Origin of the sequence: Proteus sp. G4380, from assembly GCF_963885725.1 — a bacterium.
In the GTDB taxonomy this organism is placed as follows: Bacteria; Pseudomonadota; Gammaproteobacteria; order Enterobacterales; family Enterobacteriaceae; genus Proteus; species Proteus mirabilis.
Genome location: NZ_CAWPAV010000029.1, coordinates 1 through 24,733, shown reverse-complemented (window position 1 = coordinate 24,733; position 24,733 = coordinate 1). Strand labels below are relative to the sequence as shown.

At 38.8% G+C, this 24,733-nt stretch carries 23 protein-coding genes and 1 pseudogene; 14 read left to right on the top strand and 10 right to left on the bottom strand.

Features of this window, described 5'->3' with window-relative positions; all coding sequences use genetic code 11:
* Positions 1-185 precede the first annotated feature (185 nt).
* Positions 186-434, top strand: a complete 249-nt coding sequence (locus AACU98_RS01765; protein WP_036896103.1) for a YciN family protein — start codon at positions 186-188, stop codon at positions 432-434.
* A 332-nt stretch (positions 435-766) separates the two neighbouring features.
* Here the strand turns inward: AACU98_RS01765 and sohB are convergent, their stop codons facing one another.
* Positions 767-1,813: a protease SohB gene (gene sohB, locus AACU98_RS01760; RefSeq protein WP_004243049.1), complete on the bottom strand. Its 1,047-nt coding sequence runs from the start codon at positions 1,811-1,813 to the stop codon at positions 767-769.
* Positions 1,814-2,026: 213 nt separating this feature from the next.
* Here sohB and AACU98_RS01755 point away from each other — a divergent pair, with 213 nt between their 5' ends.
* Both AACU98_RS01755 and cobO read left to right on the top strand, forming a co-directional pair.
* Entirely contained in the window at positions 2,027-2,788 is a 762-nt protein-coding gene (locus AACU98_RS01755; RefSeq protein WP_026090429.1) for a YciK family oxidoreductase, read from the top strand.
* Between the two features lie 23 nt (positions 2,789-2,811).
* The gene (cobO, locus tag AACU98_RS01750; RefSeq protein WP_004243052.1) at positions 2,812-3,402 is read left to right on the top strand and encodes a cob(I)yrinic acid a,c-diamide adenosyltransferase; all 591 of its coding nucleotides are present in this window, start codon (positions 2,812-2,814) and stop codon (positions 3,400-3,402) included.
* Positions 3,403-3,454: 52 nt separating this feature from the next.
* Here cobO and AACU98_RS01745 read toward each other — a convergent pair whose 3' ends face one another.
* The 4 genes from AACU98_RS01745 to rnm all read right to left on the bottom strand — a co-directional run bounded on the left by AACU98_RS01745 (position 3,455) and on the right by rnm (position 7,398).
* The gene (locus AACU98_RS01745) at positions 3,455-4,402 is read right to left on the bottom strand and encodes a hypothetical protein (RefSeq protein WP_012367967.1); all 948 of its coding nucleotides are present in this window, start codon (positions 4,400-4,402) and stop codon (positions 3,455-3,457) included.
* A gap of 197 nt (positions 4,403-4,599) precedes the next feature.
* Entirely contained in the window at positions 4,600-5,526 is a 927-nt protein-coding gene (gene rluB, locus AACU98_RS01740) for a 23S rRNA pseudouridine(2605) synthase RluB (RefSeq protein ID WP_004243055.1), read from the bottom strand.
* A 366-nt stretch (positions 5,527-5,892) separates the two neighbouring features.
* Positions 5,893-6,513 (bottom strand): L-threonylcarbamoyladenylate synthase, encoded by a 621-nt coding sequence (locus tag AACU98_RS01735; protein WP_004243057.1) that lies wholly within the window; start codon positions 6,511-6,513, stop codon positions 5,893-5,895.
* Positions 6,514-6,537: 24 nt separating this feature from the next.
* A complete protein-coding gene (gene rnm / locus AACU98_RS01730; RefSeq protein WP_060961395.1) occupies positions 6,538-7,398 on the bottom strand; it encodes an RNase RNM in 861 nt (286 codons plus the stop codon).
* A 318-nt stretch (positions 7,399-7,716) separates the two neighbouring features.
* Here rnm and AACU98_RS01725 point away from each other — a divergent pair, with 318 nt between their 5' ends.
* From AACU98_RS01725 to AACU98_RS01700, 6 genes and pseudogenes are all read left to right on the top strand, one after another.
* The gene (locus AACU98_RS01725) at positions 7,717-9,294 is read left to right on the top strand and encodes an anthranilate synthase component 1 (RefSeq protein WP_036894970.1); all 1,578 of its coding nucleotides are present in this window, start codon (positions 7,717-7,719) and stop codon (positions 9,292-9,294) included.
* A pseudogene (gene trpD, locus AACU98_RS01720) lies at positions 9,294-10,887 on the top strand (bifunctional anthranilate synthase glutamate amidotransferase component TrpG/anthranilate phosphoribosyltransferase TrpD). The gene AACU98_RS01725 and the pseudogene trpD overlap by 1 nt, the downstream one beginning before the upstream one ends.
* A 5-nt stretch (positions 10,888-10,892) precedes the next feature.
* Positions 10,893-12,266 (top strand): bifunctional indole-3-glycerol-phosphate synthase TrpC/phosphoribosylanthranilate isomerase TrpF, encoded by a 1,374-nt coding sequence (gene trpCF, locus AACU98_RS01715; RefSeq protein WP_161735406.1) that lies wholly within the window; start codon positions 10,893-10,895, stop codon positions 12,264-12,266.
* Positions 12,267-12,282: 16 nt separating this feature from the next.
* Complete coding sequence (trpB, locus tag AACU98_RS01710) at positions 12,283-13,473, top strand: tryptophan synthase subunit beta (RefSeq protein WP_004243066.1); 1,191 nt, start codon at positions 12,283-12,285, stop codon at positions 13,471-13,473.
* Positions 13,473-14,282 (top strand): tryptophan synthase subunit alpha, encoded by an 810-nt coding sequence (gene trpA, locus AACU98_RS01705; protein WP_004243068.1) that lies wholly within the window; start codon positions 13,473-13,475, stop codon positions 14,280-14,282. The genes trpB and trpA overlap by 1 nt, the downstream gene beginning before the upstream one ends.
* A 270-nt stretch (positions 14,283-14,552) precedes the next feature.
* The gene (locus tag AACU98_RS01700) at positions 14,553-14,867 is read left to right on the top strand and encodes a BON domain-containing protein (RefSeq protein WP_004243069.1); all 315 of its coding nucleotides are present in this window, start codon (positions 14,553-14,555) and stop codon (positions 14,865-14,867) included.
* A 651-nt stretch (positions 14,868-15,518) separates the two neighbouring features.
* On the opposite strand, the gene ompW is transcribed toward AACU98_RS01700, so the two are convergent.
* Positions 15,519-16,163: an outer membrane protein OmpW gene (gene ompW / locus AACU98_RS01695; RefSeq protein ID WP_049196279.1), complete on the bottom strand. Its 645-nt coding sequence runs from the start codon at positions 16,161-16,163 to the stop codon at positions 15,519-15,521.
* Positions 16,164-16,606: 443 nt separating this feature from the next.
* Between ompW and AACU98_RS01690 the strand changes: the two genes are divergently transcribed.
* A complete protein-coding gene (locus AACU98_RS01690; protein WP_004243072.1) occupies positions 16,607-17,368 on the top strand; it encodes a YciC family protein in 762 nt (253 codons plus the stop codon).
* Positions 17,369-17,500: 132 nt separating this feature from the next.
* On the opposite strand, the gene AACU98_RS01685 is transcribed toward AACU98_RS01690, so the two are convergent.
* A complete protein-coding gene (locus AACU98_RS01685) occupies positions 17,501-19,285 on the bottom strand; it encodes a SulP family inorganic anion transporter (RefSeq protein ID WP_004248134.1) in 1,785 nt (594 codons plus the stop codon).
* A 305-nt stretch (positions 19,286-19,590) separates the two neighbouring features.
* Between AACU98_RS01685 and AACU98_RS01680 the strand changes: the two genes are divergently transcribed.
* Together AACU98_RS01680 and yciA are read left to right on the top strand one after the other, a co-directional pair.
* On the top strand, positions 19,591-20,244 hold the full coding sequence (locus AACU98_RS01680) for a septation protein A (protein ID WP_004243074.1): 654 nt from the start codon (positions 19,591-19,593) through the stop codon (positions 20,242-20,244).
* Positions 20,245-20,317: 73 nt separating this feature from the next.
* Positions 20,318-20,749, top strand: a complete 432-nt coding sequence (gene yciA / locus AACU98_RS01675; protein ID WP_004243075.1) for an acyl-CoA thioester hydrolase YciA — start codon at positions 20,318-20,320, stop codon at positions 20,747-20,749.
* Between the two features lie 98 nt (positions 20,750-20,847).
* Here yciA and tonB read toward each other — a convergent pair whose 3' ends face one another.
* Positions 20,848-21,573 (bottom strand): TonB system transport protein TonB, encoded by a 726-nt coding sequence (gene tonB / locus AACU98_RS01670; RefSeq protein WP_012367972.1) that lies wholly within the window; start codon positions 21,571-21,573, stop codon positions 20,848-20,850.
* A gap of 115 nt (positions 21,574-21,688) precedes the next feature.
* Complete coding sequence (locus AACU98_RS01665; protein ID WP_004248137.1) at positions 21,689-21,868, bottom strand: YciY family protein; 180 nt, start codon at positions 21,866-21,868, stop codon at positions 21,689-21,691.
* Positions 21,869-22,175: 307 nt separating this feature from the next.
* On the opposite strand from AACU98_RS01665, the gene cls reads away from it, so the two are divergent.
* A complete protein-coding gene (gene cls, locus AACU98_RS01660; RefSeq protein ID WP_004248139.1) occupies positions 22,176-23,636 on the top strand; it encodes a cardiolipin synthase in 1,461 nt (486 codons plus the stop codon).
* A 107-nt stretch (positions 23,637-23,743) separates the two neighbouring features.
* A complete protein-coding gene (locus tag AACU98_RS01655) occupies positions 23,744-24,073 on the top strand; it encodes an HI1450 family dsDNA-mimic protein (RefSeq protein WP_012367973.1) in 330 nt (109 codons plus the stop codon).
* Between the two features lie 147 nt (positions 24,074-24,220).
* On the opposite strand, the gene AACU98_RS01650 is transcribed toward AACU98_RS01655, so the two are convergent.
* The coding region (locus tag AACU98_RS01650; RefSeq protein ID WP_161735404.1) for an Ail/Lom family outer membrane beta-barrel protein at positions 24,221-24,733 on the bottom strand (513 nt) is incomplete at its 5' end.

Genomic DNA, 24,733 nt, shown 5'->3' with positions numbered 1-24,733 from the left:
TCAAAGCTTTTGTTTAAACGCAAAACACGTTACTTTTTTTGAGGTATTTTAATCACCTCATCACTGATTCAGGTCTAAAACATAGCGATGTCTATGTATATAGAGTAGCTAAGCTTTTAAAAATGCCACACTCTACCTGATAAAAAGCGAGGCGCAACAAATTATTTTTCTAAGGAGCATAAATGATGTCGACACAAACTACACCTATTTCCGCAGAGATGCTACTTGAAAAAGCGAATAAAATCATACGTGAACATGAAGACTATTTACAAGGTATGTACGCAGATTCTGTTGAACAAAAAGGCAATGTACTGGTATTTAAAGGCGAATTTTTTTTAGATGAACAGGGCTTACCCACGGCTAAAAGTACCGCTGCATTCAATATGTTTAAACATTTAGCACATGTGTTATCTGAAAAATACCATCTAGCGTGATGATGTTTGCTGACTATTTTGGCACTTATTGCCAAGAAATCGGTTATTAACTATCAATATAAGATATAGAGAAGATTTTCAGAGCCTATCAATTCAATATGTAATATCAATTATATTTATTTTCTCTTTATCGCTATATTGAGTCTTCCTAGAAAGAGGAAATATTGCCCGATTGTTGTTAAAAATTATCAATTATTTTTATGCCAGTGTGTACCTCACTGGCTTTTTTTATTCGAAAAACGCTGAATAAATAATAAAAAAATAGCGATACTCAGCTTACATCTAACTGCTGAATATCGCTAGTTTGATAGCAACTCGTTATTTGATAATGCTTATAACAGTGGGTTTTTACCCCTTTGTAGCCAACGCATCATTAATTTATCCACGCTTTCCATTGCGCCACCAGTAACTCGTTCTACCATTTTTTTCTTCAGGATATATTGAACGGATAATACTTCAAAATCATTAATACGACTGATGAGCCAATCATCGCTGACACCCACTTCATCAATCAGCCCTTTATCTACAGCATCCGTTCCATACCAATACTCGCCGGTTGCAACACTATCGATATCTAATTCAGGGCGATATTTATGTACGAAAGACTTAAATAGCAGATGAGTTTCATTGAGATCTTGTTTAAATTTCTCACGACCTTCATCCGTATTTTCCCCTAATAGGGTTAGCGTGCGTTTATATTCACCGGCAGTATGTAACTCAACATCAATGTCATTTTTCTTTAATAAACGATGAATATTGGGTATTTGAGCGACCACACCGATAGAGCCGATAATCGCAAAAGGTGCCGCAACAATTTTATCAGCGACACAGGCCATCATATAACCCCCACTGGCGGCGACTTTATCGACCACTGCAGTTAATTTGATCCCTTTATCTTTTAAACGAGTTAACTGGGCTGCTGCTAGGCCATAACCATGAACCATACCGCCAGGACTTTCAAGACGAAGCAGTACTTCATCACCCGCTTGTGCCACAGAGAGGATAGCGCTTATCTCTTCACGTAATGCACCAACTTCATGGGCATCCATGCTACCTTTAAAATCAATAACATATAAACAAGGTTTAACAACGCCTTTGCGCCCTTCTTTAGCATTGTTTTTACTCAGTTTTTGCTCTTTCTTTTGTTGTTTTTTAAACGCTTTATGCCACACTTTTAATTCAGCCTCATCCATTTTGGCTTGTTGCATAACACGTTGTTTATCGTGGTAAGACTCAGCAAGATCAGTCACCTTTAATGTGCCTTTTCGATGTTGCTTTTTACTACCGATAACCACAAAAAACGAAACAATAGCAATAATAGCGACAACAACTGTCGCAATCTCAGCTAAAAACAGTCCATATTGTAAAATATACTCCACAAAGGCCTCTTTTAAGGTTAATAAAACACAGTGAAATCATAGCACCTAGTTTAACGAAATTTTACGCTGATGCCAGTAACAAAGGCGCCATTCTGGCAGTTATTATCTGTATCACTAGCCGTTAATCACTTTAAAAATGAGTCGCTAAACTGGTTCTTAAGCACATAAGACGTTACACTTTATTTATTTTTCAATAAACAGGATATTAATATGTTGCAATATCAACCCGATCATACTGTATTAAGAGATAAAATAATTCTAGTAACGGGGGCTGGTGATGGCATAGGTAAAGAAGCTGCTCTCACATATGCTCGCTATGGTGCGACATTAATCTTGTTAGGACGTACCTTATCTAAGCTTGAAGATGTACAAAATGAGATTATCACTTCAGGCGGGCAACAACCGATGCTTTACCCTTTAGATCTACTCACCGCGAGCGAGAACGATTATCAGGAATTTGCTGATACTATCGTAAAACGTTTTCCTCATTTGGACGGTGTATTACAAAATGCCGGCCTACTCGGTGTCGTTGAGCCGATAATTAACCAACCAAGTACACTTTGGCATGATGTGATGCAAGTCAACGTTAATGCAACCTTTATGTTGACTAAAGCCTTAATCCCCCTAATGCTTAAGGCACCTCATGCAAGCCTTATTTTGACAACCTCCAGTGTAGGTCGCCAAGGCCGTTATGGTTGGGGGGCTTATTCTGTATCTAAATTTGCCACAGAAGGCTTAATGCAAGTGTTACATGAAGAATATAAAGACAGTAGCTTGCGTATTAACTGCATCAATCCGGGTGGAACACGCACCAGTATGCGAGCAAGTGCTTTCCCCGATGAAAATGCACAAAAACTTAAAACGCCAAAAGATCTAATGCCGTTATATCTCTATCTAATGAGTGATGACAGCATTGAAGTGAGTGGTCAATCTTTAGATGCACAACCCGATCGTAAAGCCGGACCTGCTGAATAACTTGAGAATATAAGGTTTATCCTATGAGTGATGCACAACACCAACAGCGCCAACAACGTTTGAAAGAAAAAGTTGATGCCCGAATTGCGCAGGCGCAACGCGAACAAGGCATTTTGATGATTTTTACTGGTAATGGTAAAGGGAAAACCACCGCCGCCATGGGAACCGCTACACGTGCGGTTGGTCATCATAAAAAAGTCGGTGTTGTGCAATTTATTAAAGGGACATGGGAAAATGGAGAACGTAATCTTTTAGAACAAGCCGGCGTTCCCTTCTATGTTATGGAAACCGGTTTTACATGGGAAACTCAAGATAAAGCTGCCGATACACAAGCCTGTTTAAATACTTGGCAATATGCACTGCAATTACTCAATTCACCTGACTATGATTTAGTTGTCTTAGATGAACTTACTTATATGATCAGTTTTCATTATCTACCACTTGAAGATGTGGTTGCGGCTATTACTTCTCGTCCTGATCATCAAAGTGTTATTATTACAGGACGAGGCTGTCATAGACAATTAATAGAATTAGCAGACACCGTTACGGAAATGCGTCCTATTAAGCATGCGTTTGACAGTGGTATCAAAGCACAAAAAGGAATTGATTGGTAAAATAAACGCGTATAATAAACTCGTATTATGTGTTCAGATTGCCGTAATATATTTATATCAATACAGGTTCACCTAATATACCTGCACCAAATATTCTTCCGGTCTCTTTTATTAATTGAAAGTAGGCTTCTTTATCATCCAGTATATCATTTTGTATTTGTTGGCTATAAATCCATGCCATAGACATGATATGCAGATGATAAATATTATAAAGCTCTTGTTTCTTATCAGGATCACGAGACGCTAAATACGAGTAAACTATTTCATAAATAGTATTAGCTTCTTGGACTAATTCTTTATTATTAAAATTTATTTCACTCAGTGTAGGATTAAAATCCTCAGTACGTGTATCTTTTTCATTTATCCAACTAAACTGTTCTTTTTTAGCTTGTTTGGTTAATAAATCGTGATTGTTATCGAAATGAATACCATAAGGATATTTGGCTAAAAATGTTTGAAACTCCTCTTGAGAGAAGCATTTAGTCAATACATTGCCTACCCCTGAATTCTTCCAATCTGGTAAATAAGGAGGAATAGGCTCATTTAATGGAATGTCACAACGAAAGATATTGTTGTCGATAAACACAGCATCTGTGCTATTAATAGCACCATGTATTAATTGTCCATTGATCCAAACAGAGCGCGTATCTAAATAAAAGTGTTCTTTATTTTCTTCTGAAGTAAACACGGAAGTAAAGCTATAGTATATTTCCTGAGAGGGATTAATAATCCCCCCATTATTTCCAGGGTAAACCATAAATACTTTCTTTTCACCTGAGTTTGATTCTAATATATGCTCTCCATTGGTTAATGTTATTTTTTTTACCTCACCTTTATTAATCGAAAAATGATTAGTATCAATTTTAAATTGTAACGGCACATTGTTATTGTTACTGATATAAAAAATGCCTGTTTGTGTTGTCGATGTTGTTGCCTCATCACAGCCTAAACTAAGAAAGTTCATACACAACACTGTTGTTAAATAAATATAACGATGCATATTATCGCGTATACCTTATCGTAATAAATACAAATAAAATATTAATATGATAGAAACAGCTTATCATCGTATTAATATAAGCATCATAGTTTTATTTATTATAAAAATAAAGCTATCAAAAAAAGAAGTCTGCTAAAAATTAGCAGACTTCTGTATCTAACTGAAAATTTAATTTGAATTTATCAATAATTATTCGTTTATTTGCTTTTACTTCCCGCTGATTGGCGGCGGCTTGAGGCACGCTTAGCCGGTGAAGTTGAAGTACGCGCAGAAATTTTGGTATGACGTTTCACCGCCCGACGAATTTGATTTGCTTTAATTCGACGCTGATCTTTTTCGACAGCCACTTTGGTTACTGTCTCATCGTTTAGTTCCACCAGCTGGCGTAAATAGTTAATTTGATTTAAGCCTAGCTCAACCCATCCGCCACGTGGAAGTCCTTTAGGCAAATCAATATCACCATAACGCACACGAATAAGGCGACTAACCTGCACACCTACCGCTTCCCACATACGACGGACTTCTCGATTGCGTCCTTCCGTTAGCGATACATTGTACCATTGGTTAATGCCTTCACCACCGCGATAAGAAACCGAACGGAATGATGCCGGCCCATCTTCTAATTGTACCCCACGAGTCAATTGACGAATTTTTGCATCATCAATTTCACCAAAAACACGTACCGCATATTCACGCTCAACTTCACGACTTGGGTGCATTAAGCGATTGGCTAACTCACCATCAGTGGTAAAGAGTAATAAACCACTGGTGTTAACATCAAGACGACCAACGGCTATCCAACGCGCACTATTTAAACGCGGAAGACGTTGGAATACGGTCGGTCTGCCCTGTGGATCACTACGTGTACATAGCTCACCTTCTGGCTTGTAATAAGCTAACACTCGACAAACATCTTTTTGTGCTTCGCGAATACTTAATATACGACCATCTAAACGGATTTTGGCTGTAGAATTGGCATCAATACGATCGCCTAATTTTGCCTTCACGCCATCAATACTGATACGGCCTTCTTGAAGATAGCCTTCAATCTCACGTCGAGAACCATGACCAGAACGAGCAAGAATTTTTTGTAATTTTTCAGTACGTTGCGATTTATCGCTCATGAAACAACCTCATGTGTCGCCTTCACAGGCGTCATAAAATAAATTAGTTTTAAAATCAATCAGGTAAAAAATAACCCATGTTTATTAAACTGTTTAACAAACACAGGTCTATTGATTCAGGGATAAGCCATGCCAAAGTGACAATAAAATGAGCATGACAAATAAAATCGTGTCGATAAAATAGCGCCTAAGGCTTCCATCGTTACTATGCCGTTTACTTCAAAAACAGCTTTCTTGATGTCACTAACCACAAGATGCGCCCAATGGCTTTATCGCAGTGCGTAAATTTAACACAAGCAATAAATCTCTTCACCTTTTATCTCACTATAATAAGTCCCCTATGATGCATTTACCAAATTTAAAAGGTTATTGAAAAGGCGTAATATCGCCCATTCCTTCACGGACAATAACGGGGCTATCTTCTGTTAAATCAATCACCGTGGTTGGCTTTTGCCCCAAGTAACCGCCGTGGATCACTAAATCAACCTGTTTACCCAATAAGTCATTAATCTCTTCCGGATCTGACTCTGCAAAATCATTACCCGGTAATATTAAGCTGGTAGACATTAATGGCTCACCGATATTTTCTAATAATGCCAGCGCAATAGGATTAGAAGGTACACGTAAACCAATTGTTTTACGTTTATCATTCATTAAACGCTTAGGTACATCTTTGGTGGCTTTTAAAATAAAGGTGTAGTTACCAGGCGTATTATTTTTAATTAAACGGAAAACAACATTATCAACATAGGCATAAGTGGCAATTTCTGATAAATCTCGACACATTAGAGTGAAATTATGATGTTTATCGAGTTGGCGAATTCGACAAATACGCGTCATCGCATCTTTATTATCCAAACAACAACCTATCGCATAGCCTGAATCTGTTGGATAAATTACCACTCCGCCTTTGCGTAAAACATCCGCACTTTGTTCAATTAAACGAGCCTGCGGATTATCCGGGTGAATGTAAAAAAGTTGGCTCATATATCCCTCAACGACTTTTTGATGTTATCCCTGCCATAATGTCCATACAGGTTCAACATTAGCGGGTAACCATAAATTACGTCCTAGCTCTATCCACGAGCAAGGGCGATGAAAATCAGAACCTAACGAAGCTTTAAGATCATAAGCTTGTGCTAAAGCTGCGTGTTGTTCTCGCTCTTGTGGTGGTTGTTGGCATTGTGCCACTTCTATAGCATCACCACCTTGTTGTTTAAAATAAAGCACTAATCGCTTTAACCATTTAGAGGATAGACCATAGCGACCAGGATGTGCCAATACCGCAACTCCACCCGCTTGATGAATAGCCGTGACAGCGTCACCAATTGAGCACCATTGTGGCGGTACATAACCTGTTTTTCCTTTCGCTAGATAGCGTTTAAATACTTTATTGACCGATGCCACATGCCCTTCATTAACCAAAAAACGCGCAAAGTGTCCTCGTGTCACTTGCCCGCCTTTCGCTAGGGCACTTGCCCCTTCCCATGCCCCAGCAATACCCGCTTTAGCTAAACGTTCGCCGATCATTTTAGCGCGAGCTTCACGGCATTGACTCTGTTTTGCTAGGCATGTCGTCATAGCTTGGTGTTCGATATCAATCTGTAATCCAACAATATGGATTTCTATATTCTCCCACAAAGTCGATATCTCGACACCTGATATCAAAGTTAAAGGTAAACTTTTTTCTGCAATATAATTTTTGGCAGGTTGGATAGCAGCAGTAGTATCGTGATCGGTTATCGCTAATACCGTAATTTGTTTTTCAATGGCTCTATCGATTAATTCATCAGGTGAGAGCTCGCCATCTGATGCAGTAGTATGGCTATGCAGATCATAAATCACGCGTAAATCAGATAGCAATTCAGTCATTCCTTCTCCCTGTTTATCCTCAGTGATACAACGAATTTTTAAGAGTATGCCATAAAGTACTTGACGAACCTAATATAATCCAGTTTACTAGTACACAACATGAGCTAGTCTATTAAATATAAACTTATCATCCGCTGTAAGGAGATCTTATGAATATCAATCAACGTCTTATTGCTCTGTGGTGGCGCAAAACTCTTTTATGGGCGGTTTGATCTCCTGCTTAGCATCAGTGATATCTAAAACCCGCCTACCGCGGGTTTTTTTATATGCCAATTTTGTGCTTATCAGCACCAGAAAAAAGAAAATAGAGCGATAATAATGAACACTTCACTTGCATTCCCATTAACAACTAAGGTAACGGCATTGCCTTATCACAGCGAGCCGGCGTTACTTTTCAATACGTTGTGTGAACATCGTCATCACACCTTATTGTTAGAATCCGCACAAATTGATACCAAAGCCAATTTAAAAAGTTTGTTAATCGTTGATAGTGCATTACGTATTAGTGCAAACAAAAATCAAGTGACTGTCGATGCGTTAAGTCTCAACGGCCAACATATCTTAGCGTTATTAAAAAACGCACTAAAAGAAAAAAGCACACTCTCCGTAGAGCGAGCGGAACAATGTGTATTTACTTTTGCATCATCATCTTTCCCTCAAGATGAAGAGAGCAAGTTAAAAGCGGCTAGCGTATTTGATGTTTTACGTTTTTTCCTAGCAAATAGCGCTGCAAAAGAAGCCAATGCTATTTTTGTGGGAGGGTTATTTGCCTATGATTTAGTGAACGGATTTGAATCCTTACCTGATTTAGAAGCGGTTTTTTCTTGCCCTGACTACTGTTTTTATTTAGCTGAACAGTTAATTGTGATCGACCATCAACATCATCATAGCCAATTAATTTCCGTTGCCTTTACGGATAATCCACAAGAGTGTCAGCGTCTTGATAACCGTCAGGCACAATTAGTTGCACTCGCACAGCAACCTTTAAAACAACCACAACGTCAACCATTAACACCTCAGCAAGCGGTTGTAAGTAGCAATATGAATGACGAAGAGTATGGTGCTATTGTTGAAGCGATGAAAACCTATATTCGTCGTGGCGATATTTTCCAAGTTGTTCCATCACGTCGTTTTCAAATTAACTGCCCTTCACCACTGGCTGCCTATCAAGTTTTGAAACAAAAAAACCCCAGTCCCTATTTGTTTTATATGCAAGATGCGTTATTTACCGTTTTTGGTGCGTCACCTGAAAGTGCGTTGAAATATCAAGCAAGTGATCGCCAAATTGAAATTTATCCTATCGCAGGTACACGCCCAAGAGGTCGCAATGCCGACGGCTCAATCAATGCTGATTTAGATAGCCGCATTGAGCTTGAAATGCGCACAGATACCAAAGAGTTATCAGAACACCTTATGTTGGTTGATTTAGCACGCAACGATTTAGCGCGTATCTGCCAAGCTGGAAGCCGTTATGTCGCTGAATTAACCAAAGTGGATCGCTACGCTTTTGTTATGCACTTAGTATCAAGAGTAGTAGGAACATTACGTCATGACTTAGATATTTTTCATGCCTATCAAGCCTGTATGAATATGGGGACACTCTCAGGAGCACCGAAGGTCAGTGCTATGCAACTGATTGCACAATATGAAAAAACCAAACGAGGCAGTTATGGCGGTGCAATTGGCTACTTTACTGGTAACGGTGATTTTGATACTTGCATAGTTATTCGTTCTGCTTATGTAGAAAAAGATATTGCAACTATTCAAGTGGGCGCTGGTATTGTGCTCGATTCTGATCCCAAAATGGAGGCGGAAGAAACTCGCAATAAATCACAAGCGGTTATCAATGCCATTTTACAGGCGCATGCTGAAACTCACATGCAGGAGGCTTGCTAATGGCGACGCTCTTACTACTCGATAATATCGACTCTTTTACTTATAACTTAGTCGACCTTTTACGCAGTCAACATCATCAAGTGATCATCTATCGCAATGATGTCAGTGCTTCTTTTATCGAAAAACAATTAAACCTGTTAGATAACCCTATTCTTATGTTGTCTCCCGGCCCTGGTACACCATCACAAGCGGGTTGTATGCCTGAGCTACTTAATCGCATGTTAGGTAAATTGCCTATTATTGGTATCTGTTTAGGGCATCAAGCCATTATTGAAGCTTATGGCGGTAAAGTCTCTTCTTGTGGGGAAATTTTACACGGTAAAGCTACGCTCGCCACCCATGATGGGCAGGCGATGTTTGAACATCTGCCAAATCCTCTGCCCGTCGCTCGTTATCATTCACTCTCTGGCGAAGTTGTGCCTGAGCAACTTATCGTCAATGCGTGGTGTGATAACACCGTGATGGCCGTGCGCCATCGCCAACATCGAACTTGTGGTTTTCAGTTTCATCCAGAATCAATTTTAACCACTAAAGGCGCACAACTTTTACAACAAACCATTACATGGGCACAAGCACCAAGAGGAGACGCATAATATGGATACTATCTTCAATAAATTATTTGCAGGACAACAATTAAGCTTAGAAGAGAGCCAAACACTGTTTAGTGCGATTATTCGTGGTGAATTAACAGAATCACAGTTAGCAGCCGTATTGATTAGTATGAAAATGCGTGGTGAGCACCCTCAAGAGATTGCCGGAGCGGCTCGTGCCCTATTGGATAATGCCTCTCCTTTTCCACGCCCAGATTATCTGTTTTGCGATATTGTGGGTACTGGCGGCGATGGAGCCAATAGCATCAATATTTCAACAGCCAGTGCGTTTGTCGCGGCAGAAATTGGTCTAAAAGTGGCTAAACATGGTAATCGTAGCGTGTCTAGTCGCTCAGGATCATCAGATTTATTAGCGGCATTTGGTATTCCGCTAGATAAAAGTGCCAACGATGCCCGCCAATTGTTAGATGAAATTGGACTATGCTTTTTATTTGCGCCGCTTTATCACAGTGGTTTTCGCTTTGCCGCCCCTGTGCGCCAACAGCTAAGAACACGCACGCTCTTTAATGTGTTAGGCCCATTAATTAATCCAGCGCGTCCGCCTTTAGCATTAATTGGTGTTTATAGTCCTGAATTATTAATGCCTATTGCAGATACCTTAAATGTCTTGGGCTACAAACGTGCGGCAGTGGTCCATAGTGGTGGAATGGATGAAGTGTCATTACATGCTCCCACACAAGTGGCTGAATTACACAATGGGGAAATCACTCGTTATCAATTAACCCCAAGTGATTTTGGTCTACGTCCTTGTGCGATAAGTGATCTTGAAGGCGGTACACCTGAGGTTAATCGCCAATTATTGGCTAATTTACTGCAAGGACAAGGTAAACGCGCACACACTGAATCCGTCGCTGCCAATGTCGCCTTATTAATGCGTTTACACGGACAAGAAGATTTGAAAGCCAATACCGAAGTTGCTATGCACGCAATCTATAGTGGTAAAACCATTAATCGAGTTAATGCGCTAGCCGCAAGAGGATAAAAATAATGACTGTATTAAATGCCATTGTTAAAGATAAAGCCGAATATTTAGTTGCACGTAAAACACAGCAACCTTTATCAACCTTTATAGATAAGATTGCGCCATCGACACGCTCATTTTATCAAGCATTAACACAATCACACCCAGTGTTTATTTTAGAGTGTAAAAAAGCATCGCCCTCAAAAGGGATTATTCGCTCTAATTTTGATCCCGTTGCCATTGCGGAAATTTATCAACCCTATGCAGCCGCTATTTCGGTACTGACTGATGAAAAATATTTTCAAGGCAGTTTTGATTATTTACGTCAAGTCAGTGATGCCGTTCATCAACCTGTTTTATGTAAAGATTTTATTATCGATGAATACCAAATTTATTTAGCTCGTTTTTACCAAGCTGATGCCATTTTATTAATGCTTTCTGTTCTTAATGATGAACAGTACCGTGCGCTTAGTGCCGTTGCTCACCAATTAAACATGGGAGTATTAACAGAAGTGAGCACCGAAGAAGAGCGTCAGCGAGCCATTGAGCTTAAAGCAAAAGTGATCGGGATTAATAATCGTAATTTACGTGATCTCTCTATTGATGTATCCCGTACCAAACAACTTAGCCAAGGTTTACCGCAAGAGGCTATTGTTATCAGCGAATCTGGAATTCATACCCATCAACAAGTTAAAACACTAAGTCAATATGCTAATGGCTTTTTAGTGGGCAGTGCCTTGATGTCACAAGAGAATATTGCCCAAGCGGTAAGAGCACTTATTTTGGGAAAGCATAAAGTGTGCGGCTTAACCCGTACACAAGATGTTAAAGCGGCCTATCAAGCGGGTGCCTATTATGGAGGATTAATTTTTGCTGAGAAATCACCACGAAGAGTGACGCTGTCACAAGCGCAATTATTGATAACACAAGCGCCATTAGCTTTTGTGGGCGTTTTTCAAAACCAATCTATTGAGCTTATTTGTGACTATGCTAAACAACTTAATTTATCTGCGGTTCAGTTACATGGCGCTGAAGATGCACAATTTATAGCCCAACTAAGGGAAAAAATCGCCCCACAATGTGAAATTTGGCAAGCGCTTAATATGGCTTATCACCATGATATTCAGCACATTGCGCAAGTTAACAAATATGTATTAGATAATGGTACGGGTGGCACAGGCAACACCTTTGATTGGCAAACTATTCCGCCTACTTTACGCCATAAAGCATTACTTGCAGGTGGCCTAAACAGTGATAACTGTTTAGATGCTCTAAACACCGGTTGCTTAGGACTTGATTTTAATTCAGGGGTGGAATCTTCAGCAGGTATCAAAGATCCACAACGTCTATCGCAAGTCTTTACACAATTACAACAAAGCAAATTTTCACAAAATTTCTGACAAGGAAAACATCACAATGAGAAAACTTAATCCCTACTTTGGTGAGTTTGGTGGTCAATATGTACCAGAAATATTGATCCCTGCATTAGATCAACTTGAACAAGCCTTTATTGACGCACAAAACGATCCGTCATTTCAGCAAGAGTTTCAAGATCTACTCAAAAATTATGCAGGTAGACCAACGGCACTGACACTCTGTCGCAATTTGACCCAAGGTACTCGTACCCGTTTATATCTAAAACGTGAAGATTTATTGCATGGCGGTGCTCATAAAACAAACCAAGTATTAGGCCAAGCACTGCTAGCAAAACGGATGGGAAAAACAGAAATTATTGCAGAAACGGGCGCTGGGCAACATGGTGTTGCCACTGCGTTAGCTTGTGCCCTGTTAAATATGAAGTGCCGTATTTATATGGGGGCAAAAGATGTTGAACGTCAATCACCCAATGTATTTCGTATGCGTTTAATGGGTGCCGAAGTTATTCCGGTACATAGTGGTTCATCAACATTAAAAGATGCGTGTAATGAAGCGTTACGTGACTGGTCTGGTTGCTACGAGCGTGCTCACTACTTATTAGGCACTGCAGCAGGCCCGCATCCTTATCCCACTATTGTTCGCGAATTCCAGCGCATGATTGGGGATGAAGCTAAGGCGCAAATTTTAGCCCGTGAAGGTCGTCTCCCTGATGCCGTTATCGCCTGTATTGGCGGTGGCTCTAACGCCATTGGCTTATTCGCCTCATTTATACCAGAAACCTCAGTACAATTAATTGGTGTTGAGCCGGCAGGAAAAGGGATCGAAACAGGAGAGCACGGAGCACCATTAAAACATGGCAAGTTAGGCATTTATTTCGGTATGAAATCACCGATTATGCAAACCGAAGAAGGCCAAATTGAAGAGTCCTATTCTATTTCTGCAGGATTAGATTTCCCATCCGTAGGCCCTCAACATGCGCATTTAAACAGCATTGGCCGTGCCGATTATGTTTCTGTAACAGATGATGAAGCCATTGAGGCTTTTAAAACGCTATCACGCCGTGAAGGGATCATCCCCGCATTAGAATCGTCACATGCTCTGGCTTATGCGTTGAAACTGATTGCCCAAAATCCAGATAAAGAACAACTCTTAATTGTCAATTTATCCGGACGAGGTGACAAAGATATTTTTACTGTTAACGATATTTTAGCTGCACGAGGAGAAATTTAATGAGCCGTTATCAATTATGCTTTGAAGCATTAGCACAAAAACAACAAGGCGCGTTTGTTCCCTTTGTCACTTTAGGTGATCCCGATGCTGAACTGTCGTTAAAAATTATTGACGCATTAATTGAAGGGGGTGCAGATGCGTTAGAGATAGGCATTCCATTTTCTGATCCACTGGCTGATGGCCCTACTATTCAAGGGGCAAACTTACGGGCATTAAATGCTAATGTCACCCCAACCCTATGTTTTGAGTTATTAAGCCAGATCCGCCAAAAACACCCCACTATTCCGATTGGACTATTGGTGTATGCAAATCTTGTTTTTAGCAATGGCGTTGATAATTTTTACCATAAATGCCAACAAGCGGGTGTTGATTCAGTACTGATTGGTGATGTTCCCTTGCGTGAAGCAAAACAATTTCGAGAAGCGGCATTAAGCGCGAATATTGCCCCGATTTTTATTTGCCCGCCCAATGCAGATGATGAGTTATTACAAGAGTTAGCCACCAGCGCAGAGGGATATACTTATCTATTATCAAGAGCCGGTGTTACGGGGACAGATAAACGAGCAGAACAGTCACTCACTCATTTAACCAGTAAACTTAAAGCTTATAATGCACCACCTGCATTACAAGGTTTTGGTATTTCTGAGCCACAACAAGTTTCACAGGCCATTAGTAATGGTGCATTTGGCGCTATCTCAGGATCAGCCGTTGTACAAATTATTGAAAATAACCTACATCAACCTGATGTGATGTTAAAAATGTTGACGCAGTTTGTGCAACAAATGAAAGCCGCAACAATAAGCGTTTAAGTCTAAAATTATTATCGCCGTCTGCTTAGAGAAAACTTTTTCCTAAGCAGATTTTTCCTAATTTAATCATTAACAATCGACCATCACTTCCCCATCAGCCTCTATTCATAGCGCGAGTAATGCTTGATTCGCCTAAACAAGCATAAAACTATTTTTGCTCAGTCAGTTGGCAATCTGTCATTTCTTGCACATACTTTATATAGGGTATACAGCTTTAGGTTTTCTATTCAGTAGTACTCAATCAATAATGTCATTATAAGGAGTTTGATAATGAAACTATGGGCAAAAATTTCTACCGTATTAGCGGCATTACTTATGGCCATGACTTTATCTGCATGCTCTCCAACGGCAACATCAGAAGGCACTGGGGGATATTTTGATGACTCGGTGATCACCACTAAAGTAAAAACAGCTTTAATTGGTGAGAAAAACCTAAACTCAACACAAATTAGCGTTGAGACATTTAAAGGTAAAGTTCAGTTAAGTGGTTTTGTCTCTTCACAGGCTGATGCAAATCGCGCCATAGAAACCGCACGTAAAGTCACTGGCGTTAAAGGTGTCATTAACTCAATGGTTATCCGTTAAGCTATTTTTTATAAGTCAGTAAGAAAAAAGCCACTTCGGTGGTTTTTTTCTTGTCTCATCTAAAGCAATCCACACTCTTTGGTATGAAGATCAATTTTTGACAAATTCTCTGTTTTACTAAAATTAGCCGTTTCTTTTTTACGGGTAAAATACCCCAAAAAAAACCGTTAAAACTAAAGTTATACTTATCTTTTTTCGATGTTATTTTCACCACACTGGTGACTTTCACTTAAATTTGATGCGACCATCATTTTCTTAATAGTACTATTCAATATCAGTAATAATATTTTTGGCCGATTTAGGCGCTATTTTTTAATTATTATTAGGCAATATCATGGGCAGATAAAACATGCAAATAAAATACATCTATACATTCCCATTTATGCGAGCCAATTAAATGCTCATCGAGAATAGTGATTATTTTTTTAACTAATAAAAAATATAAAGATGCATTTTTAATACACCATTAAAATATACCTCTATTATTTTAGTTATAATCAGCTAAGCCTTAATACACATAATAGAGGTAATAAAATTTTTTAGTCTAAACACGATCACTGTAGATAAGCAATTATGATTAACACAGATAAAAAAAAGCGGAGCCACTGCCCCGCTGATACTTAATAACATATTCTGTTATTGCAAGAATAATTAGAAACGATAACCAACACCGAACATAAACACAAATGGGTCTATGCGTGTATTAATTTTTTGATCAGGGATATTATCCCCTTTGAACTTAACATCAGTTTCGATATTCATCCACCAAACAGAGGCATTCAGCATCCAGTTTTTATCAAGGTTATAGTCTAAACCTGCTTGTGCTGCAAAGCCCCAGGAATTTTTAAGGTCTAGGCTATTCAGACCTAGAGCATTCACTGTTTCATTGTTATTGAATTTTTCATCAAAGAAGGTCGTAAAGTTTAGACCAGCACCTAAATAAGGGCGTAATTTATCTTCAGAATGACCAAAGTAATACTGTGCCATTAATGTTGGTGGTAAATGTTTAACTTTAGCAATTTCACCCACACCTGTTAACGTAACTTTATGCTCAAAAGGTGTTGCTGCTAATAACTCAACCCCAATATTATCAGTTACCATATAACCAAAGGTTAGACCTAATTGAGTGTTATTATTTACATCAAAGTGACCGACATTTAATACATTATCAGATCCTGCATTAGGACGAACTGTTGCAGTACCCGCACGGAATAAAAAATCACCCGCTTGATGAGCAAAAGAAATAGACGGTGCAAGTGTTGCAGCCGCTAGAATAAGCGCAGAAAGTTTTTTCATTATTTAACCCATTCCTGTAATAAGTAAAATCTCCGCTAAAATATACCCATTAATAAGTAATTATGATCTAATGCCGATCACAACTTTGGAATTATTTTTGCAGAAAGTGTTATTCCTCTCTTTATTATTTATGATGCTGATTATTTATAATTGATCCACATCAAATTTAGCATTAATACAATATTTTCTTATAATTAAATTTATTGTTTTTAAGAATCATTAAATAAAAGAACCTCATTAAAAGATGATATTTGACAACATCGTTATTTAATTGTTAATTTAATGTTTCATCTGATTTGATTATTTAATTTTCATTCACCAAACGAATGAAAAAAACCTTTCAATAACAATAGCTATAGAAATAACAGAAATGATCCCTTTTTGTTGTCTTAAAAGGTACAATATGTCCCATTGACTTAGTCTATTTGTATAGGAGCAGTTTCATGCCTACCCCGGCACGCACAATCTACCGTGATAGTCTTAACTTTTATAAAAATGAACAACGTAGCATTATCACGCTATCTGCAGTTTTGGCCCTCATTTTAGCTGTCATATATCTATTGGTTGGCCCTAATGCACAAGAATCACAAATAATTAATGACTTTATTATTAATTTTCAAAAAACCAGATTCGCTGATGTCTCACCCGCTGAATTAGAAGCGATGAATAACAGTGTTATTGGGGTATTTCAAAAGGTCTTACTGGTCTATGTTTTTGAGCTTTTTCAGCAAAGTATTCTGGTTTTAGTGATTTTAATGTTGGCAATGGCACTTTCTGCCGGTCATAACGTGACATTGAACCAAACGTTTAATGCCAGCTTACCCCGTTTACCGAAGATGTTTCTGCTAATTTTGCTCTGCTCTATTTTAATTAGTGCAGGCTTTATGTTGATTATCCCTGGTATCATTTTATTAGTGGGATTTGCACTAGCGCCAGTCGTACTGGTACGCCAACAATCTATTGGTAGCGCAATACGTCTAGGCTGGAAAATGGGCTTTGGTGAATCAGGGGCGCTGATCCCTGCCTTAGGAATTTGGATTTTATTACAATTTGGGATTGGCTTCTTAAGCAATATTACGGGTGAATTGCCTAACATGATCCACAAATTTTTATATTATTTTTTAAAGAATATTACGTCTGCATGGATGATTATTTATCTATTCCGTCTGTTTATGCTGACTGAAAATAAATATATCACCAAGTAACCCCCTCGCAGCAAACAATGCCGTGCTAATGTGATTAATAGATTAGCACGGCATTGTTATTAACATAATCATTTAAAAATAATCAATTAACCTTACACACCTATCCAGCCACTAAACCCCATGTTATTCATTCTATCCCCTCGTTTCCGTATCCTTGATGAAAGTGGCTTGGTTATCTTCAGCAAACGGCACTTGTTGTTGCTGTTTGTGTTTTTCTTTTATTTGTTGTCGACTTTGATATAAACGAATAACAAAATAGAGATCGGGGGCAATAATTAAATCATCATCATTGATAGTGATCTTGTTACGTGCAATCCAACGATTTAATTCTGTTCTGCGCCCAGCCAATACCAATTTAACGCCTTTGATCCTAAGCTCTCTAATTAGCTCATCAATAACAGCAAAAACACTCACATCGTCATAAGTAAAACTTACGGTAGCATCAACCGCTAACCATGCAGGACGTTGTGGCGCACTGTCCACTAGCTGTAGTACCCGCTTTTTAAAATAGCCAACATTGAAATAGGTTAAGGGGGAATTAAAACGATACATCATCAATCCTGATATCGATTCAATGCCGTTACCTTGGTTGATTGAGTGGATCATTCCTTGTTCATCAACACCTAATAACTGATCACTTGGGCGGAATACAATACGTAAAAATTGCAATAACCCAAGTAACACAGCAAAACCAATGCCGTTAATCAATCCCGCTAACAACACCGCTAATAAAGTAAACGTTGCTAAGGTAAAAGCTTGTCGATTTCGTTTACGATAAGACCAAATATGACGAATACTTAGCAATGACCAAGAGGAAACAATCAGCACAACGCCTAAAGAAGATAACGGAATGTAGGCAATAAAGTCGGTCATAAAAAGCAACACAACTAAAATCACTAACGCTGCCACAATAGAGACCAATTGTGTTTTACCGCCAACAGAATCATTCACCGCAGTACGGCTACTGGCGGCACTTACTGCAAATCCTTGCGAAAGTGCCGATGCGATATTAGCAATGCCTAATGCCTTTAATTCTTGGTCGGCATCAACATCATAACCATTTTTGCTAGCAAAACTTCTTGCCGTCATCATAAAGCTAACAAAACTAATCACCGCAAGGTTAATAGAAGGAACAATTAATTCACGAAGTGATCCAAGATGAAAGCCACTCATTGAAACGATGGGTAAAAAGAGATCACCGTTGTCTGCTTCTTTATCAACAATAGCAATCCCATAATTGACTAAATCAAACTGCCAACTCAAATAGGTCATCACCACCATAGCAATTAACGGAGCGGGCCAACGTTGTCTAAAATGACGAATACCTAATAGTAATGCTAAGGTTAGCGCCGACATCAACAGTGTTGGCCAATGTGCTTCTTTTAATCGAAAAGGTACTTCAAGTAATTTTTCAATTAAATATTCTGGGGAGGTGGTAAAACCAAATACTTTACTCAATTGCCCCACCATGATAGTGATGGCAACGCCATTTAATAGACCTTGTAATATAGGTCTAGAGAGAAAGTCCGTAAATGCGCCAAAGCGAAAATGACTCGCAAGAATGCACCAAAAACCGGTCATTGCAGTCATTATAATGGCCAGTTGCCAACGGGTATTTTCATCCCCCGCAGAAAGAGGGATGACAACTGCGGCTATCACGGCACAAGTTGCAGCATCAGGGCCAGTAATTAATTGGCGTGAAGTGCCAAATAAAGCATACATGATCATGGGTAAGATACAGGCGTATAATCCCACAATGGCATTGATACCGAGTAATTCGGTATAAGCGATAGCAACAGGCAATGCAACCGCAGCAACAGAAAGCCCTGCTTTAATATCATATCCAAGATATTCACGCTGATAATTAAACAATAAGCCTAATCCAGGCATCCATTTTATTATTCTTTTTCCGTTCATTGATTTCCTCTTATCTGAATTACTTTTTCGCGCATTCATCAAAAAGTCGCGTGAAGAGATAATGGCTCAATGAATCATATACTAGAGTGATGTTTTAATCTCCTACCATAATCAATACTTTATCTTTAAATGACACAAGATTAAATTAAACCTTATATTCAATGAGTTAATCTAATATAAAACCGCCATATTGTGATAAATAAGCCTGATCTTATTAAAGATATGCAATTGTTTACCCTTTTCATGTCGCTTTGCATTAGAATAACCTAGTTTATAAATTTAACGACAATAGGTTTCTATCGGTTATGAAAAACGGCTGGCTTAAGCAATTACTTGATTTCGCTCCACTATTAGTGTTTTTTATCTTTTATAAATGGCAAGATATTTTCTATGCTTCTGGCGCATTAATTGTAGCAACATGGATTTCAGTCGGTTTAACATGGCTTATTTTCCATAAAGTCGAAAAAGCACCACTGATCACCGCAATCGTTGTAACGATATTTGGTACATTGACTATCGCTTTCCATTCAGATGTCTTTATTAAATGGAAAGTCACCGCAATCTACGCCATTTTTGCGCTAGTGCTTATTGCGATGCAACTCTTTACGCCGAAAACATTAATGGAAAGAATGCTAGGTAAAGAATTAGCGATGCCAGCGACTAATTGGAAAAAACTCAATATCGCTTGGGTACTGTTCTTTTTAGCTTGTGCGCTGGGTAATCTTTATGTCGCATTTTCTTTATCTCAAGAAACTTGGGTAAACTTTAAAGTCTTTGGGTTAACAATATTAACCTTAATCTTTACTGTGATTAGTGTTGTGTATATCTGGAACAACCGGTTACCCGAAGAAGAGACGAAAGAGGAATCAACAGAAAGTCATACATCTGAAACATCAGATAACGGAACAACATCAACATCTAAAGTATTACACAAAGATGTAACATCTAAATCTGAATAATGACCTCTATTTTATCGGGAGACTGCCTCAAGGGAGTCTCCTTAGTTTTAACATTGATAGATAGTATTTCCCCATGACTGAACAACAATCTTTGCCTAATGGTGAGCTAGTATTACGTACGCTTGCCATGCCAGCTGATACTAACGCCAATGGTGATATTTTCGGTGGCTGGATAATGTCTCAAATGGACATTGGTGGTGCCATTTTAGCGAAAGAAATTGCCTTAGGTCGCGTTGTTACTGTAAGTGTAACAGGCATTACCTTTCTAAAACCTGTTGCCGTTGGCGACGTCGTTTGCTGCTATGCTCGTTGTTTAAAAACCGGTAACTCTTCAATTACTGTTAATATTGAAGTGTGGGTTAAAAAAGTAGCGACTGAGCCGGTAGGTCAACGGTATCGTGCCACTGAAGCCGTGTTTACTTATGTGGCAGTCGATGAGAATAATAGTGCTCGTCGCCTACCTGAAGGTAAAACCAATTTTACCTTAGCAAGTACCATGGAATAACCTTTTTAAGCTCAATAAAACCAACAAAAAAGGCACTTATCAAAAGTGCCTTTTTTATCATTGAGTGATGTGAAGCTTTATCAATCAATGGCTTCTTATTAACTTGCAGAAACACCATCTATATTAAAATCAATGATAACCACTTTACCTTTATAAGGGATTTTCTCATAACGCCATTGACGCATTGCTTTTCTCACTTCGCGTTCAAAGACATTTTTGGGGTTAGCAGAGAGAATTTCTACATTATCTACCCGTCCATCGGCATCGATATCAAAGCGTACTTTTATTGACCCCTCAATACCCACAGCCTTGGCACGAGGAGGATAGATAGGTAACCCTTGGCGAAGCACATTAGGTACTTTTCCTTCCCCTTGGCTAGTTGTCGCAACAGGCTTTTCCTCACCTTTATTACTCGGTGTAGCGTTGGGATTAAGATTTTTCATCTCATTTCCCTTGTTCAGCGCCAATGGCTGTTGCTGTGGCCGTTCGACAGGTGGCTTTGGTTTTTCCACCGGTTTTGGCTTAGGTTTTGGTTTCGGTTCGGGCTTCTTCTCTATCGGTTTTTCAATCACCGGTTTTACATCTGGGATCGGTTCTGGTTCTGGCTCAGGTTCTGGCTCGACAACAGGCTCAGGCTCCGGAGGCGTCACCTCTTCAACTACAGGCTCAGGCTCTCCTACTGGCTCATCTGCAGCAAAGGCTAGCATCTGTATAGAGATAGGTTCTGGTGCAATTGGCTTATCTTCTACAACATACAGTATGGCAGCCGCAACAAGCGAGGCATGCAAACACAGTGATATAAATACCCAAAGCTTAAAGCGCATAACTGATCTTATTTCACCTAAACAAAAAATAATGCCTCTAGTTTAAATGCAAATAGCAATCATATTCAATAACGTTTATCAAAATGATTGCTATAACAACTAAAAAAGCTAAAGATCAATTTAGTTCGGTGTATTGCACGAACAACAGCGCTCTATGTTTTCTAGAAGTATCAAGCTTACGCATTTGGTAAATACGTAAGTTACGGCGTGATTGACCCTCTAACCAACGGCGACGGCGACGTAACGCTTGTCTCATCATTCGCCAACGTGCCACTTCATTCCTGCTATGTCTCATTGCAATCAATACCTATTTTTTCAAATAAGTGGTGTATTATAGGACGTTCATTTTATGATCCAAGGGGGGATTGATAATTTGCCTTATTTTTTATTTATGCTTTATACCTTTCTCTCAAAAATAAAATGTATCAAAATAAGTATCTAGCGACTTATTTGATGTTTATCTCTTACCAGAGAGATTTGACAGAGAAAATAATCCTGATTTAATAACAACATTTGGCAAATAATAGAAATAATGAACTATTGTTAGTAAATTGCCTCCGACCTATTCATGCGATTCTTTTTCAACGGAAAATAGCTTTACTATGACAACATTTTATACTGTATTAAGTTGGCTAACTTTTTTCTTCTATTGGCTATTGATCGCAGGGGTCACATTTCGTGTCCTAATGCATCGACGACCTGTCACCTCAACGATGACATGGCTACTGATTATTTATATCCTCCCTTTAGTCGGTGTTATCGCCTATTTTGCCTTTGGTGAACTTCATCTTGGTAAACGCCGTGTCGAACATGCTAGGCAGATGTGGCCTTCCGTAGTTGCCTGGCTTGAAGAATTAAAAAAATGTAAACATATTTTCGCTAAACACTATAGTGATGTTGCGGAGCCCATCTTTCAGTTAACCGCTAAACGCCAAGGTATTAATGGTGTAAAAGGTAATAAGATCCAGCTACTAACAACTTGCGAAGACTCATTAAATGCCATCACGCGTGATATTAATAATGCGCGCGATAATATTGAAATGGTGTTTTATATCTGGCAATCCGGAGGATTGGTAGAGGAAGTCACTGAAGCCCTTATTCAAGCGGCTAAACGTGGTGTAAAATGTCGCATTATGGTGGATTCTGCAGGAAGCCGTAGTTTCTTTCGCACCAATGGTCCTGCAAGAATGCGAGCCGCCGGCATTGAATTTGTCGAGTCATTGCAAGTCAATCTGTTCCGTTTCTTCTTGCGTCGTATGGACTTACGTCAACATCGTAAAATAGTATTAATTGATAACTACATTTCCTATACCGGCAGTATGAATATGGTCGATCCACGCTATTTTAAACAAGATGCGGGTGTCGGTCAGTGGATTGATATTATGGTCAGAATGGAAGGCCCTGTTTCTACGACATTGGGTATTATTTATGCTTTCGACTGGGAAATGGAAACCGGTGAACGCCACTTACCACCGCCACCAGATAACAATATTATGCCATTTGAACAAGCAAATGGACATACTACACAGGTAATTGCCTCAGGCCCCGGCTTTCCTGAAGAACTCATTCAACAATCATTAATTACGGCCATCTATTCAGCCAGAAAAGAATTAGTCATGACAACCCCCTACTTCGTGCCAAGTGACGATCTGGCTCATGCCATTTCAACCGCCGCTATGCGTGGTGTTGATGTCAGTATTATTGTGCCACGAAGTAATGACTCTTTCCTGGTACGTTGGGCAAGTCGAGCCTTTTTTACTGAAATACTTGAGGCGGGTGTAAAAGTTTTTCAATTTGAAGATGGCCTATTACATACAAAAAGTGTGATGGTTGATGGTCAACTGAGTATGGTTGGCTCGGTTAACCTTGATATGCGTAGTTTATGGCTTAATTTTGAAATAACTGTTGTGATTGATGATGAATGTTTTGCTAGTGATCTTAGCATCGTACAATATGATTATATTGCCCGTTCAACACAACTTACTCTTGATGAATGGGAAAAACGTCCATTTATGAATCGGGTGTTAGAACGCCTTTGTTATTTCTTTAGCCCACTTCTCTAGAAAGAGTGATACAATCAGCTCAGTAATTATATCAACAATAAAATAGTTAGCGAAAACAGCTAACTATCGATATAAATAGCGCGACAATATTGACATAATTTATAGGCATGACCATGAACCAACCAACCTTAATCAGTGAAGAAGAAGCTTTAGAACAAGCCTATGATCTCTTTTTAGCGCAAGCCGCTGATAATCTTGATGTAGCCGATCAGCTGCTTTTTAATTTACAATTTGAAGAACGAGGTGCAGCTGAAGTTGTTACATTAGGGAATGATTGGCAATTTATTGTCGGTTTACCTGTTTCATCAGCCCGGTTTAGTGAAGTGATTATCGGTCTTGCACCGGATGAAAACGCCGATATTGATGATATTTTTGGTCGTGTATTAATTAGTCGTGATCCCCTGCAACCCATGTACCATATTATTTGGAAATCTTAACTTCTTAATAACCACACAATTTGTCTGTTTAACTACACTGGCGAACTTATCAATTTTAATTTGTTTAAAAGTAGCTTATATAAAGACTAAAAAGGTCGCAAAAGCGACCTTAGAAAATATATTGACTATCGTGTGTGACACCTTTGATTAAAAACGATAACCGATACCCACTACCCAAGTAGTAAAATCAATATCATATAGTTTGGAGTATTCATAAGAAACATCAATAGCTAAGTTAGTGATTGGGTTTACTTGTACACCTAATCCATAAGCCATTGATATCTTATTTTCTTTTTCTCTTTCATCATAGTAGTGAAAGTCTTCATGAAAATAGCCAAAACCTATTAGTCCATATGCACTGACATAATTGTTAAGGCGGTAACTTGGACCTGCCGTTAACGAATAGTAGCTAATCTTTGAAGTACCTGCATATCCCCAATGATCATAACCATCATTTTTATTTTTTGCATATGAAAACGAACTGATAACGCCCCAATCATTAGCTACTTCATGATTATATTTTAAGTTAATACCTTTAAGGTTATCATTTATTAAATCTTCATCGACTTTCAATTTAGATTTAGCATACCCTATCGACACTGTATTTTCTAATGTTGCATAAGCATTAAAAGAAAGAGTAGAAACAACGAGTATTGAAGT